This window comes from Priestia megaterium (assembly GCF_041941685.1).
GTDB classification, from domain to species: domain Bacteria; phylum Bacillota; class Bacilli; order Bacillales; family Bacillaceae_H; genus Priestia; species Priestia megaterium_C.
Window position 1 is genome coordinate 1,346,233 of record NZ_CP130958.1, and the last position, 14,721, is coordinate 1,360,953.

The window sequence follows — 14,721 nt, forward strand, 5'->3', positions numbered from 1 at the left end:
GCTTAGTAGAACTTGCATCGAATGTTTTTCTTTTTTGTGTGTAGGAAGTAACTGATAAAGGAAATATAAAAATGTGGATTTTTTCTTGTGAGTTTACACCATACTAACACTAACAACATGATACGAAACTTACTATAGGAGGTAATTTACATATGAAATTAGGCATGATTGGCTTAGGGAAAATGGGAGCAAACTTAGTATTGAATTTACTAGATCATAATCATTCTGTGGTAGCATTCGATGTGAACAACGAAGCCGTACAGAAAGTATCAGAAAAGGGAGCAGAAGGAGCTTCTTCCATTAAAGAATTAGTGAGCAAATTAGAAAAACCACGCATTGCTTGGGTAATGGTTCCGGCTGGGGAGCTCACAGAAAAAGTAATTTCTGAGCTCCAAGAACTACTTGAAGAAGGAGATATGATTATTGAAGGCGGTAATTCCAAGTATAAAGATTCTGTACGACGTGCTGCAGCTTCTGCTGAAAAAGGAATTCACTACTTTGATGTCGGAACAAGCGGCGGAATGGAAGGTGCCCGAAACGGCGCTTGTATGATGATCGGGGGAGATAAAGAAGCATTTGCTACAATCGAACCTATTTTCCGCGACATTAACGTAGAAAACGGCTATCTCTATTCAGGTGTAGCAGGAAGCGGCCACTTCTTGAAAATGGTTCATAACGGAATTGAGTACGGTATGATGCAAGCAATTGCTGAAGGTTTTGATGTGTTAGAGAAAAGTGAATTTGACTATGACTATGAAGCTGTAGCCCGCGTATGGAATAATGGCTCTGTTATTCGCTCATGGTTAATCGAATTAATGGAACGTGCATTTTCAAAAGATGCAAAACTTGACAGTATTAAAGGAGTTATGCATTCTTCCGGTGAAGGAAAATGGACGGTTGAATCAGCTTTAGATTTACAAGTGCCAACGCCAGTTATTGCTCTATCGTTAATGATGCGCTACCGCTCACTTGAAGACGATACGTTTACAGGTAAAGTAGTTGCCGCTCTTCGCAATGAGTTCGGCGGACATGCAGTAGAAAAACAATAAAAAAAGAGGCTGGAACAAACGTATTTTAGACGAATTGAAAAAAGAACCATTGATCAACATGGGGACTGCACCCTGTTTGTGAGACAGGAATCAAAGCACCTTTTAAACAACCATTTGCCGGTATTGTACTGGTGACTGGTTGTTTAGTTTCGTTTGAATACGGGCATTGTTGTAATAGGTAATATAGTTTTCGACGATTTGTTCGACGATGGTGGTCGTCGTATATGTTAACTCGTCGAGGTAGAACGTTTCAGACTTTAGCGAGGAATGAAACGATTCAATGGAGGCATTATCTGCGGGTGTCCCTTTACGGGACATACTCATAGTAATGCCTCTTTCTTTGATTTTTTGTTGATAGAGATGCGATGTGTACACAGAGCCTTGGTCACTATGCAACGTACATCCTTTAGGTAAAGAAGGAAGTTGGCTTAACGTATCTAAGACAAATTCTACGTTTTGATAATCACCAATCGAATACGCAATGATTTCCCCATTAAATAAATCTTGAATACTTGAAAGATACAACTGTTTAGGTCCAAAAGGCAAGTAGGTTATATCAGTTACTAATTTCTGAAGAGGACGATCAGCTTGAAACTCACGATTTAATACATTCTCTGCAACCTGATAAGGTTGCCCTGTTTGCTTTCGTTTTTTTCGTTTTACGCGACATTGCCAACCGTATTTCTGCATGACACGTTGTACAAATTTATGGTTAATCTTCATCGTTCGATTGAGTAATGCTGTAATTTTTCGATAGCCATATCGGAACTTGTGTTTACGACACTGCTTACCAATCTGTTGTTCCATCCATTTCTTTTTCTTTGTCCGTTCTGATTGTTCCTGTTGCCTCCAGCGATAATAAGTCGATCGAGGGATATCAAGGTACTGACAGATTTGATAGACTGGTATCTTATCTTTTAACTCTTCCACTACGTTCACTACGATTTCTGGGACCACTTCCTCTCCAATTCCTTGTACTTTTTTAAGACCTCAATCTGTTGTGTTAAATACCGGTTTTCTGCTTTCAATTTGGATATTTCGTCTTTAAAGCCAGGTCCCTTTCCATATGAGTATTGCTTGCCTACAGGCTGTTCAAATCGATGCATTTCTCCATTTTTATACCATCTCATCCACCTTTTTAATTGGGTGTAACTGCGAATATTTAATTGGGAAAGCACTTCTTTGACAGGTACACCAGCTAATCTCATCTCAATAGCTTTTATCTTTACCTCTGCTGGATAACTAACTCTTGTCCCCATAGAAAAAACACCTCCAAGTGATTGTTAGGTAGTATATACCCGTTTTTTAACTTAAAGGTGTTTTTTATTTGTCTCACTCTATAGGGTCAGTCCCATGTTTGATTAGTGGTTCTTTTTTTTGTTATGGTGAATAGTTTCGTCTGTGTAGATCTTTCTAGCAGTTCAACTAATGTATTCCATTTGTTCGTCTTTAGATGGGATTCATTTAGTTATATCCCAGCCTCTTGTTTATGACTATTTACCTTTTTTTGAAAAAATATCTAAAAATTATGGTAATTTATTTCGGGAACCGATATATTTAAATATGTGTGCCGCATTTTAGCTAAAGGAAGGACGGGGTATATGGAAACGTTTAAAAAACTAAAAGATTTTTATCTGCCGTACCGAATGTACTTTTTTTATTCTGCTATTTGCTTGTTGTTTGTAACCTCCATCACTGTGATTTACCCTATTGTGTTGCAATATACGATTGACCATATTGTGTTAGGAAAACAATATCAGCTTGTCGATAATGTAGCATTTATTTTTATTGGGCTGATGATTGTCAAAGGAATCTTTACATATATTCAGCAATATTACGGCGACTTATTTGGAATTAAGTCCGTGTATACTCTTCGCAATAAACTTTACCGCAAACTTCAGTATTTACCGTTTTCTTACTATGACAATGCTAAAACAGGGGACTTGATGTCCAGGCTGACAGCTGATGTAGAAGGATTTCGTTTTTTTCTATCTTTTGGCTTCTCAGAATTAATTCGCTTCGTTATTTTACTTACTGCCAGCTTTTCCGTTATGTTCTATTACTCTATTTCACTCACTCTTGTCACAATCTGCCTGCTGCCTTTTTTGGGGGTAGCTGTTTATCGTTTTGATAAACGCGTTCATCCAGCGTTTCGCTTAATTCGCCAATCGTTTGGGGAACTTAATACAAATGTTCAAGAAAATATAAGCGGCATACAAACGGTCAAGTCATTATCAAGAGAGAAATTTCAAACCTCTAAATTTAACGACTCCAATGGAGTTTATAAAAATCGAAACATTGAAACCGCGAATGTTTGGGCAACTTATTTCCCTTTAATGGAGTTTATAGGAAACTTATCTATTGTTGGTCTCCTTGCGTACGGAGGAGCGCTTGTTATGAACGGAAGCGTACGTCCGGGTGAGCTTGTTGCTTTCTTTAGCTTAACCTCTTATTTAATGTGGCCTATCATGAATCTAGGGTTTGTTATCAATATGTTTTCACAGTCTAAAGCTTCAGGTGAAAGGCTGCTAGAAATTTTAGAAGAAGAAGAAAAAGTCCATGAGCATGCCGGAAGTTTCTCTATTAATGGAACGGTCGAGTTTCAACATGTTAGCTTATCCTATCCAAACGAAGAAAAAAGTCGCTTGAGAACATATCATTTTCTGCTTCTAAAGGAAAAGTAGTAGGTTTAATCGGAGCAACTGGAGCAGGCAAAACAAGCTTAACACAGCTGCTTACGAGGTTTTACGAACCCACTTCAGGACAAATCTTAGTTAACCATCGTCCGATTAAAGAGTATCCAATCTCTGTTCTTCGGAAAGAGATTGGCTTTGTACTTCAAGAAACATTTTTGTTCTCAAGCAGCATAGGGACCAATATCTCCTATGGCGTACCGGGGATTTCTAGAGAAGATATTGTTGATGCTGCAAAACGAGCGCAGGCACATGACTTTATTATGGAGCTTCCAGATGGATATGACACGATGCTGGGAGAGAGAGGACTGGGGTTATCAGGCGGACAAAAGCAGCGCATTGCGATTGCACGAGCGCTTATCTTAAACCCTAGCATCTTAGTATTAGATGATGCGACGAGTGCCGTTGATATGAAAACAGAAAGAGAAATTCAATTGGCTTTAAAAGAAGTGATGAAAAATCGTACTACGTTTATTATCGCACACCGTCTTTCTTCTTTGCGACACGCCGATGAAATTTTGGTCTTACATGAAGGTCAAATAAAAGAGCGAGGAAGCCATAAAACGCTCATTCAAAAGCAAGGGATTTATAAAAATATTTATGACATTCAATATGAAAGCAATACGTCGGTGATGAACGTATAACAAGGGAGGAATAGAATGGAAGCCGAAAAAAATAAAGTTGTGCGAGAGCGCTTTTATTATCAAACAGATCAAATCATTGATAAGATGTTTAACTGGAAGCAAATGGCCCGCTTGTTTCATTATCTTCATCCATATCGAAAAAACTTGCTTCCTTTCTCGTTTCTTATGGTCATTATCACGACGGTCATTAGACTCGCTATTCCTATTTTGATAGGTGTCTACACGCTTGATCACGCTGTAAAAGATAAGAATAGCACGCTGCTCATGCAGTTAGTTTTCATAATCTTTAGCTTGTATGTCCTATCTTATATTTCGAATGTCTTTCGAATTAAATGGATGAACCAACTCGGACAGCATGTTATATATGATTTAAGAAAACATTTATTTACGCATGTTCAAGGGCTGTCGCACCGGTTTTTTGATACGCGTTCAGGAGGCTCTATTCTTGTAAGGATTATGAATGATATTAACTCTCTTCAAGATCTATTTACCAACGGGGTAGTTAACCTGTTTATGGACCTCTTATTGTTAGTTGGGATTGTAGTTATATTATTTTCTCTCAGTCCTGCTTTGACATGTGCTGTTTTAGTCATTTTACCGATTATGTTCTTGATTTCCACAAAGCTGAGAAGAAGAATTCGTCGGTCGTGGCAAGTTGTTCGTATGAAGCAGTCAGTATTAAATTCACATTTAAATGAGAGTATTCAAGGCATCCGCGTCACTCAATCATTTGCTCAAGAACAAGAAAATATGCTGTTTTTTGAGCGCATAAACAGTGAAAATTACGAGAGCTGGAGGCAAGCTACTCGAAAAAATGCCATGTTTCGACCGTTTGTAGAACTCACAAATGCTGTCGGAACGGCTATTTTAATTTGGTTCGGGGCCGTACTTATTCAAGATGAACGGCTAACAATTGGTATTTTTGTATCATTTGCTTTTTATCTTGGAATGTTTTGGGAACCGATTTCTCGTTTAGGGCAAGTGTATAATCAATTATTAATGGGAATGGCTTCATCCGAGCGTATTTTTGAATTTCTAGATGAAAAACCTCTCGTCGCAGATTTGGAAACCGCTACGTCTTTAGAGGATATGAAGGGAAAAGTCGAGTTCAAGCACGTCTCATTTTCTTATGATGGGAAGCGGAAAGCTCTCAACAACGTATCAATTGAAATAAAAGAAGGCCAGACGGTTGCTTTAGTGGGGCATACTGGATCTGGAAAAACGTCCATTGCTAATTTAATCACCCGTTTTTATGATGTGAACGAAGGGCAGATTTTAATTGATAATATGCCTATTCAAGATATTACGTTAGCGAGTTTAAGAGCGCAAATTAGTATTGTGCTGCAAGAAACCTTTATCTTTTCAGGAACCATTATGGAAAACATTCGGTTTGGAAAACCGGATGCTACCGATGATGAAGTGATTAAGGCCGCAGAAGCGGTAGGGGCTGCAGATTTTATAAAGCGTCTGAAAAAAGGTTATGATACGGAAGTAGAAGAACGAGGAAACGTCTTATCCGTGGGAGAGCGTCAACTGATTTCATTTGCTCGAACGCTGTTGGCTGATCCTCGTATTATCATTTTAGATGAAGCGACAGCAAGCATCGATACAGAAACAGAAGTGAAGATTCAACAGGCGCTTAAAACGCTGTTAAAAAACAGAACTGCCATCATGATTGCTCATCGGTTATCTACTATACGAGAGGCAGATAACATCATTGTATTAGATCACGGAAGCATTATTGAAACAGGGAATCACGGGGAACTAATGCAGCAAAAAGGCGTATATTATTACCTTGTTCAAACCCATGCTACAGCTTAAAAAACAGAGGGAGCTAATCCTTCTGTTTTTCTATGAGAGTGAGAAATAGTAAAGAGATATAAGTGTTAACGGGAAAATGAGGTTGATGCAAAAGAATTGTGGTAAAATAACCTTAGTTCAGATTTTTTCCTGTACATAATGGAGGAATTCAAATGAAAAAAGAATTTGCAGTCATCGGATTAGGTAGATTTGGAGGAAGTATTTGTAAAACATTAAGCGATCAAGGAATGGAAGTTCTGGCGATTGATATTGATGAAGAAAAGGTAAATGAGTATGCTAACGTTGCTTCGCATGCAGTAGTAGGCGATTCAATGGATGAAGGGGTTCTAAAAAGTTTAGGAATTCGTAATTTTGATCATGTTATCGTAGCTATTGGTGACAATATTCAGGCAAGTATTTTGACGACCCTTATTTTAAAAGAGCTGGGCGTTGAAAAAATAACGGTAAAAGCGCAAAATGATTATCATGCCAAAGTATTATCAAAAATTGGCGCCAATTTTATCGTGCATCCCGAACGAGATATGGGACGAAGGATTGCCAATAACATGATTTCAAACAGCGTGCTAGATTATTTAGAGCTATCTGAAGAGCACAGCATTGTCGAATTAGTAGCGAGCAAAAGAATGGCTGGCAATACGCTGATTGAGTTAGACATTCGTGCGAAATATGGCATTAACATTGTAGCCATTAAGCGTGATCGAGATATCATCGTTTCTCCTCAGGCGTCCGAAACGATTCAAGAAGGGGACGTGTTGATTGTTATTGGAGCAGATGCAGATATCAACCGCTTCGAAAATAAATTTGCCAGTGCTTAATAAAAAAAGAGCAGATGCAATTGCATCCGCTCTTTTTCTTTTATTAAACTTCCATAATGATTGGTAAAATCATTGGACGGCGCTTTGTTTTTTCGTAAAGGAATGGAGCCAATGTGTCTGTGATTTCATTTTTAATCTCAGACCATTGTGACGTACGACGTTCCATCACTTTGTTCAAGTGTTTTGTAATGAGGGACTGTGCATCATTAATTAAGTCGCCAGATTCGCGCATATAAACAAAACCACGAGAGATAATGTCTGGACCAGCAGCGATCTTGAAGTCTTTCATATTGATGCTTACAACCACAATAACAAGACCTTCTTCAGATAAAATGCGGCGGTCACGAAGTACGATATTTCCAATGTCACCAATTCCGCTTCCGTCAATATATACAGAGCCTGAAGGGATTTTGCCGGCTACTGAAGCTTCGCTGTCACTTAAGGCTAGCACCTCTCCATTATCCATAATGAAGCAGTTTTCTTCAGGAACTCCACAGTCTGTTGCAAGTTTGATGTGCATTTTCTGCATGCGATACTCACCGTGAATTGGCATAAAGTATTTTGGTTTCATCAAACGAAGCATTAATTTTTGCTCTTCCTGTCCGCCGTGTCCAGAAGTATGGATATCGTTTAGCGCACCGTGAATAACCTCTGCTCCTGCACGGAATAGCATATCAATTGTTTTACTAACACTTACTGTATTTCCTGGAATAGGTGAAGATGAGAATACAACCGTATCTCCAGGGATAATTTGAATTTGGCGATGAGTACCGTTTGCAATTCTAGATAGCGCTGCCATCGGTTCACCTTGGCTGCCTGTACATAAAATAGTCACGCGGTTAGCTGGAATTCGGTTAATTTGAGAAGGCTCAATGAACGTATCTTTTGGACATGAAATATATCCAAGCTGTTGGCCAATCTCAATAGCTGCTTCCATACTGCGTCCGAATACAGCAACTTTACGGTTATGCAATACGGCTGCTTCCACTACTTGCTGTAAGCGGTGAATATTTGAAGCAAACGTTGCAAAAATAATACGGCCGTCTACTTTACGGAAAATGTCATGAATGCTGTCACCTACGCGGCGCTCAGACATCGTAAAGTTAGGAATTTCACTGTTTGTACTGTCTGAAAGCAAGCATAGAACGCCTTCTTTACCGATTTCAGCCATTTTTGTTAAGTTAGCCGGTTCGCCCACTGGTGTAAAATCAAACTTGAAATCTCCTGTATGTACGATTTGTCCGTTTGGTGTTTTTACCACAATTCCGTAAGAATCAGGAATACTGTGAGTTGTGCGGAAGAACGTTACCGATGTTTTACGGAATTTAATTACGTCATCTTCAGTAATTTCATGAAGCTGAGCTGTACGAAGCAACCCATGCTCGTCTAATTTGTTGCGAAGAAGCCCAAGGGCTAATTTCCCTGCATAAATAGGAATGTTTAATTCTCTTAATAAGTAAGGAATTCCGCCGATGTGATCTTCATGACCATGTGTAACGAAAAGGCCACGGATTTTATCTGCATTTTTTACTAAATAACTGTAGTCAGGAATAACGTAGTCAATTCCTAAAAGCTCATCTTCAGGGAATTTAATTCCTGCATCAATAAGAATAATTTCATCTTGAAACTGTACGGCATACGTATTTTTACCGATTTCGCCTAGTCCACCCAGGGCGAAAACTGCCGTTTGATTATTTTTTACAAATTTCATTTTCATCATATCTCCAATACTTTAAAATCTTCATGCTGTTGTTCATATTCTAGATAGTCTCCAGTCACTGCTTGAACAAACTCAATATTAATTGAACGCGCTTTTAACTTTTTACGAACGTCACGCTCAGAATCTGCGTTCACATACACTGTTTTTGTATTTTCACGTACAGCTACTTCACTCATTTTTTCTTGAAAATAAACTTTAAAAATCATAACAAAAATCTCTCCTTAATTCCGAAATTCAAATAACTTATTTTATTATATTATAAAATGTGTATGTATTTCATGTATTTTCTAAAGAAACTTGCTTTCACTACATTTTAGTCATCTAAATATAACAAGTCAATTAATTATAGAATAATATTAATAGGAAACGGATACAAGACTATATTTTCCGGGCGTATAAAAAATAAGGGCTATTCCATTGTACGATGCAGACACACACTCTGCAAATTTTACAACAGAAAGCCCTGAAAAAATCGATTATGCCATCGTTTTTTTACGCAATAATTCATTCCAGCGTTTTAGCAGCCTTTTTCGAAAATCTTTTAACATGATTTTTCAGCTCCTTTGTTTTTTTGCGATACCTGCCTGTCTCTCTCTGTACTTTTATTATATGATGAAAAGGGAGAGGTTTCTCGTGGTTAAATATGGAGAAAATGTAAATAGGACCGTCCATTTATAGAGAAACCAGCGCTTGTTTGATATAATTGGAAAGGCTTAACAAAGAGATAAAAAATTATAAAAAATAAGGTGATAAACGTGGAACGAAAGATTATTTTTTTTGATATTGATGGAACGTTATTGGATCATGATAAAAAACTGCCTGCTTCTACAAAAAAAGCTGTCCAGCTGTTAAAAGAGCAGGGGCATGAAGTGGCAATTGCAACTGGAAGGGCTCCTTTTATGTTCAAAGATCTGCGTGAAGAGTTGGATATTCAAACATATATTAGCTTTAATGGTCAGTACATTGTTTTAAATGGAGAAGTTCTTTACAAAAACCCGTTAAATAAAGAAGAGCTTCAAGATTTAACGGCTTTTGCTGTTGAGCATGACCACCCTGTCGTATACATGGATCATGAAGATATGAAATCAAACATTGAGTTTCATGACTATATCGAATCCAGCATCAGCACGCTGAAAATTGGATTTACCCACCCTCACCACGATCCTACTTATTTCGAAGGGCGTGAAATTTATCAATCCCTCTTATTCTGTACAGCGGGAGAAGAAGCTCCTTATGAAGAAAAATTTAAGAAATTTGACTTTATTCGCTGGCATGAATTTTCAACTGATGTTCTGCCAAAAGGTGGATCAAAAGCGCGAGGAATTAAGACCATGATTGAAAAGCTTGGCTTTGACAAAAAAGATGTATATGCATTCGGAGACGGCTTAAACGATATCGAAATGCTGGAATTTGTCGGAAATGGCGTAGCGATGGGAAATGCGGAAGAAGTCGTGAAAGAAGTTGCTAATCTTGTTACAAAAGATGTAGCAGAAGATGGTATTCTCCACGGATTAGAGCTAGTAGGATTATTAAAGTAAGAAAAACGCGAGCTCTAGCTCGCGTTTTTTAGCGTTCATATGGAAAAGCATTTTCAGGTTCTTGAAATGGATTTTCTTTATTAATGTAATCATAAAACATAATTCCGTCTAAATGATCAATTTCGTGCTGAAATACAACAGCAGGAAGGCCTTTCAAACGGATTTTCACTTCTTCGCCTTCAAGCGTTGTGCCTTTTACTGTGATACGTGCATATCGAGGAACAAATCCTGGGATATCTTGATCGACAGACAAGCAGCCTTCACCGCCTGTAAGGTATGTCTTTTCAACTGAGTGGCTAATGATCTTAGGGTTAAATAATGCATAGCTGTATAGCTTGCCTTTTTCATCCGTAACGTGTACCCCAATCATTCGTTTTGATACATTAATTTGAGGAGCGGCAAGCCCGATACCAGATCGCAGTCCATATTTAGCAGCAATTTCAGGATCTTGGCTGTTTTTTACATATTCTAATAAGCTATGTAAAATCTTTTTGTCTTCTTCAGAAGCAGGTAACGGTACTTCTTTTGCTACTTCTCGCAGCGTTGGGTGTCCGTCTTGAATAATATCGTTCATTGTAATCAACTTTCACATCTCCCTAGGCTATTTTATAGGTATAAAGTGTACCAAATCCGTATAAAAAAGTCATTACCTCGACCTTGACCACATAAATGTTTCTACTAATTATATGTATCAAGCATATGGAAAAACATGCATAAGAAAAAATAAAAGCGACCGTTAGCCGCTTTTATTGTATAATTACCAGCCGCCACAGCTGCAGCCGATAATAACTAATAAAATGAACAGTACGATTAATAACACAAAACCTTTATTAGAACTGCCGCGGCCATATCCACCATAACCCAACATAATGTAACCTCCCGTAGTTATCAATCCCAAGGTAAAAAGTAATAAACTCCCTTTTTTTCACGATTGGGTTAGTATAATATATTAAAAGGTGGAAAAAGGGTGTAGATAAATTGCTAATTTCCTACAAAAATTGTATAATGACCCATGGATAAGGGAGGATTTACCAGATATGAAATGCGTCGGAAGATATATAGTTATCGGCATTGCTGCTATGTCACTAGCAGGATGTGCAGAAGGCTCATCGCCTGAGCTTGAAGTATATAATGGATTAGAAAAAGTGGTAGCACAAGAAAAGCAATTTGCTGATCAGCAAAAACCGTTAGCTGATTTAGAACAGCAAGAAAATGCGATATACGACCAAATTATTGAGCTAGGGATCAAAGATAAAAAGAAAATAAAAAATAAAGCACAAAAAGCGCAGCAGCTATTAGATGAGCGTGAAAGTAAATTACAAAAAGAAGAAAAAAGCATCAGCGCTTCGCAAAAACAGTTTGAAGCGACAGAGCCAAAGATCCAAAAGCTAGAGGATGGCAAAGCAAAAGAAGAGGCGCTTGAACTATCTTCGTTAATGAAGAAGCGTTATAAGGCCTACCAGTCCTTACATGATGCCTATCTTCATTCCATTGAATTAGATCGTCAGCTATATACGCTCTTTGAAAAAGACAATGTGAAATTAGAGAATCTTGAAACACAAATCGCTTCGATCAATGCTACTTATAAAGAAGTTGAAAAGAAAAAAGAAACGTTTAACACATTAACAGCTGACTATAACAAAGCCAAAGAGGATTTTTATAACAAAACGAAGTTAAAGGTGAAAAATAGCGAGGATAAATAAGAAGGCCTGTGAAGTTTACAGGTCTTTTTTTTGGCTGAAAAGGAAGGTTTTCTGAAATAAAGAGAGAGTTTCGACATGATTCAAGTAAAAATTACAAAAGGTTATTGTTTTAAAAAATCGTTTATTTGTGGCAAGATAGGAGATGTGTAGACGTAAAAAAAGAGAAGGTTATTATAAAACATATAATACAGTTTGTATCTGTGTAATAGTACAGCATGTCTTTTTTATGTGTTTTATTTCACAAACTAAAAAAGCGTAATTTCTTGATGTAAATGCATTGACGAACTGTTTTAGTGTATTGTAAACTAGGTAGCGTAGTAAGTGTTGTATTAATCATTTTTGCAAAATAATTAATACAGTTTAACGAAACGCTCGTTTCGCTTAAACTTTCCTTTTACGTAAATGTTTGCACAGAATTCGCTGGGGAATACATAGAGATGTTAAGGATTAGCGAATTCAAAAAGCTACTCGACAAAATATGACTTTTACTTGTCCATTTGGGACATTCTAAAAGCGTGTATGTTTGTTTGATTAGTAAAATGAATTTATACGGCTTAAATGAAAGGAAGAGGTGACTTAGATGGCTGCTAAAACTAAAAAGGCTATTATTGATGTATCAAAGCAACTTGATAAAATCGCTGAGCAGTACCAAACGTTCCAAATTCTTAATGAAGAGGGCGAAGTAGTAAATAAATCAGCGTTGCCAGATTTATCTGACGAAAAATTAAAAGAGTTAATGACTCGCATGGTATACACTCGTATTCTTGATCAACGTTCAATTTCATTGAACCGTCAAGGTCGTTTAGGTTTCTATGCACCAACTGCTGGGCAAGAAGCTTCTCAAATCGCTTCACATTTCGCATTAGAAAAAGAAGACTTCATTTTACCTGGGTACCGTGATGTGCCTCAGTTAATTTGGCATGGTCTTCCACTATATCAAGCGTTCTTATTCTCTCGTGGTCATTTCCACGGTAACCAAGCGCCAGAAGGTGTAGATGTACTTTCTCCACAAATCATCATCGGTGCACAAATCGTGCAAACTGCTGGTGTGGCACTAGGTCTTAAAAAGCGCGGTAAAAAAGCAGTAGCAATCACTTATACAGGTGACGGCGGAGCTTCACAAGGTGACTTCTACGAAGGTATGAACTTCGCAGGTGCATTCAAAGCTCCAGCAATCTTTGTTGTACAAAACAACCGCTTTGCAATTTCAACACCAGTTGAAAAGCAATCTGCAGCACGTACAATCGCTCAAAAAGCTGCGGCTGTTGGTATCCCAGGCGTTCAAGTAGACGGTATGGATGCACTAGCAGTATACGTTGCAGTAAGCGAAGCTCGTGAGCGTGCAGTAAACGGTGAAGGTCCAACTTTAATTGAAACATTAACTTACCGTTATGGTCCACATACAATGGCTGGTGACGATCCAACTCGTTATCGTACAGCTGAGCTTGACACTGAGTGGGAAAAGAAAGATCCACTTGTTCGCTTCCGTAAATTCTTAGAAGCTAAAGGCATCTGGAATGAAGAAGAAGAAAACAAAGTAATCGAGCAAGCTAAAGAAGATATCAAACAAGCTATTAAGAAGGCTGACGATTATCCAAAACAAAAAGTTACAGATTTAATGGAAATCATGTACGAAACTATGCCTTCAAACTTACAAGAGCAATATGAAATCTACAAAGAGAAGGAGTCGAAGTAAGCCATGGCGCAAATGACAATGATTCAAGCGATTACTGATGCGTTACGCACAGAAATGAAAAACGACGAAAACGTATTAGTTTTTGGTGAAGACGTTGGCGTAAACGGTGGAGTATTCCGTGCGACTGAAGGTCTTCAACAAGAATTCGGCGAAGATCGCGTATTCGATACGCCATTAGCTGAATCTGGTATCGGTGGTCTTGCTGTGGGTCTATCGACTCAAGGTTTCCGTCCGGTTCCTGAAATTCAATTCTTTGGTTTCGTATACGAAGTACTTGATTCTGTATCAGGTCAAGCTGCACGTATGCGCTACCGTTCTGGCGGTCGCTGGAATGCACCAATCACATTCCGTTCACCATTTGGTGGAGGCGTTCATACACCAGAACTTCACGCTGATAGCTTAGAAGGTATCGTAGCATCTCAACCTGGTTTAAAAGTTGTAATTCCTTCAACTCCATACGATGCAAAAGGTCTTTTAATTTCATCAATTCGTGATAACGATCCGGTTGTATACTTAGAGCACATGAAGCTTTACCGTTCATTCCGTCAAGAAGTACCTGAAGAATCATACACAATTGATTTAGGTACAGCTGATGTGAAACGTGAAGGTACAGACGTAACGCTTATCGCTTACGGTGCAATGGTACACTCATCATTAAAAGCAGCTGAAGAACTAGAAAAAGAAGGTATCTCTGCTGAAGTAGTGGATTTACGTACAGTTCAACCTTTAGATATCGATACAATTCTTGCATCAGTTGAAAAAACTGGTCGCGTAGTAGTAGTTCAAGAAGCTCAAAAACAAGCTGGTATCGCAGCTAACGTTGTAGCTGAAATTAACGATCGTGCAATCTTAAGCTTAGAAGCACCAGTATTACGTGTAACAGCACCGGATACTGTGTTCCCATTCTCTCAAGCTGAGGGCGTATGGTTACCAGACCACAAAGATATCGTTGAAACAGCTAAGAAAGTACTTGAATTTTAATTAGCATTTTACTGTGATAGAAATCAGCTTTGTGCTGATTTCTGTCTTAGATAAAATAAAC

12 protein-coding genes and 1 pseudogene are annotated in these 14,721 nt (G+C 38.2%); 8 read left to right on the forward strand and 5 right to left on the reverse strand.

Annotation, left to right across the window (positions count from 1 at the left end; genetic code table 11):
- Positions 1-152: 152 nt before the first annotated feature.
- The gene (gene gnd / locus Q5794_RS07055; protein ID WP_043979562.1) at positions 153-1,049 is read left to right on the forward strand and encodes a phosphogluconate dehydrogenase (NAD(+)-dependent, decarboxylating); all 897 of its coding nucleotides are present in this window, start codon (positions 153-155) and stop codon (positions 1,047-1,049) included.
- Between the two features lie 102 nt (positions 1,050-1,151).
- Here the strand turns inward: gnd and Q5794_RS07060 are convergent.
- Positions 1,152-2,308 (reverse strand): IS3 family transposase gene (locus Q5794_RS07060; RefSeq protein WP_374988241.1). Its coding sequence is split into 2 segments (ribosomal slippage): positions 1,152-2,038 and positions 2,038-2,308, totalling 1,158 coding nucleotides; the frame shifts between segments, so codons are not numbered across the junction.
- Positions 2,309-2,650: 342 nt separating this feature from the next.
- On the opposite strand from Q5794_RS07060, the pseudogene Q5794_RS07065 reads away from it, so the two are divergent.
- From Q5794_RS07065 to Q5794_RS07075, 3 genes and pseudogenes are all read left to right on the forward strand, one after another.
- Positions 2,651-4,386: pseudogene (locus tag Q5794_RS07065) on the forward strand (ABC transporter ATP-binding protein).
- A 15-nt stretch (positions 4,387-4,401) separates the two neighbouring features.
- Positions 4,402-6,207, forward strand: coding sequence for an ABC transporter ATP-binding protein (locus Q5794_RS07070; protein WP_192996960.1), 1,806 nt, complete (start codon positions 4,402-4,404; stop codon positions 6,205-6,207).
- 152 nt (positions 6,208-6,359) lie between these two features.
- Positions 6,360-7,022 carry a TrkA family potassium uptake protein gene (locus Q5794_RS07075; protein WP_013056047.1) on the forward strand — a complete coding sequence of 221 codons (663 nt, stop codon included), beginning with the start codon at positions 6,360-6,362 and terminating at the stop codon, positions 7,020-7,022.
- Between the two features lie 43 nt (positions 7,023-7,065).
- On the opposite strand, the gene rnjA is transcribed toward Q5794_RS07075, so the two are convergent.
- The gene (gene rnjA, locus Q5794_RS07080; RefSeq protein ID WP_013056048.1) at positions 7,066-8,733 is read right to left on the reverse strand and encodes a ribonuclease J1; all 1,668 of its coding nucleotides are present in this window, start codon (positions 8,731-8,733) and stop codon (positions 7,066-7,068) included.
- Positions 8,734-8,738: 5 nt separating this feature from the next.
- On the reverse strand, positions 8,739-8,948 hold the full coding sequence (locus tag Q5794_RS07085) for a DNA-dependent RNA polymerase subunit epsilon (RefSeq protein WP_013056049.1): 210 nt from the start codon (positions 8,946-8,948) through the stop codon (positions 8,739-8,741).
- A 549-nt stretch (positions 8,949-9,497) separates the two neighbouring features.
- Between Q5794_RS07085 and Q5794_RS07090 the strand changes: the two genes are divergently transcribed.
- Positions 9,498-10,280 (forward strand): Cof-type HAD-IIB family hydrolase, encoded by a 783-nt coding sequence (locus Q5794_RS07090; protein ID WP_374988926.1) that lies wholly within the window; start codon positions 9,498-9,500, stop codon positions 10,278-10,280.
- A 28-nt stretch (positions 10,281-10,308) separates the two neighbouring features.
- On the opposite strand, the gene def is transcribed toward Q5794_RS07090, so the two are convergent.
- Together def and Q5794_RS07100 are read right to left on the reverse strand one after the other, a co-directional pair.
- Positions 10,309-10,863 (reverse strand): peptide deformylase, encoded by a 555-nt coding sequence (gene def / locus Q5794_RS07095; protein ID WP_013056051.1) that lies wholly within the window; start codon positions 10,861-10,863, stop codon positions 10,309-10,311.
- Positions 10,864-11,037: 174 nt separating this feature from the next.
- Positions 11,038-11,148 (reverse strand): YjcZ family sporulation protein, encoded by a 111-nt coding sequence (locus Q5794_RS07100; RefSeq protein ID WP_214986185.1) that lies wholly within the window; start codon positions 11,146-11,148, stop codon positions 11,038-11,040.
- Between the two features lie 169 nt (positions 11,149-11,317).
- Between Q5794_RS07100 and Q5794_RS07105 the strand changes: the two genes are divergently transcribed.
- The 3 genes from Q5794_RS07105 (at position 11,318) to Q5794_RS07115 (ending at position 14,660) form a co-directional block, all read left to right on the forward strand.
- The gene (locus Q5794_RS07105; protein ID WP_164797425.1) at positions 11,318-11,983 is read left to right on the forward strand and encodes a YkyA family protein; all 666 of its coding nucleotides are present in this window, start codon (positions 11,318-11,320) and stop codon (positions 11,981-11,983) included.
- A 580-nt stretch (positions 11,984-12,563) separates the two neighbouring features.
- Positions 12,564-13,679 carry a pyruvate dehydrogenase (acetyl-transferring) E1 component subunit alpha gene (pdhA, locus tag Q5794_RS07110; protein ID WP_013056054.1) on the forward strand — a complete coding sequence of 372 codons (1,116 nt, stop codon included), beginning with the start codon at positions 12,564-12,566 and terminating at the stop codon, positions 13,677-13,679.
- A gap of 3 nt (positions 13,680-13,682) precedes the next feature.
- Positions 13,683-14,660, forward strand: a complete 978-nt coding sequence (locus Q5794_RS07115) for an alpha-ketoacid dehydrogenase subunit beta (protein ID WP_013056055.1) — start codon at positions 13,683-13,685, stop codon at positions 14,658-14,660.
- Positions 14,661-14,721: the final 61 nt, after the last annotated feature.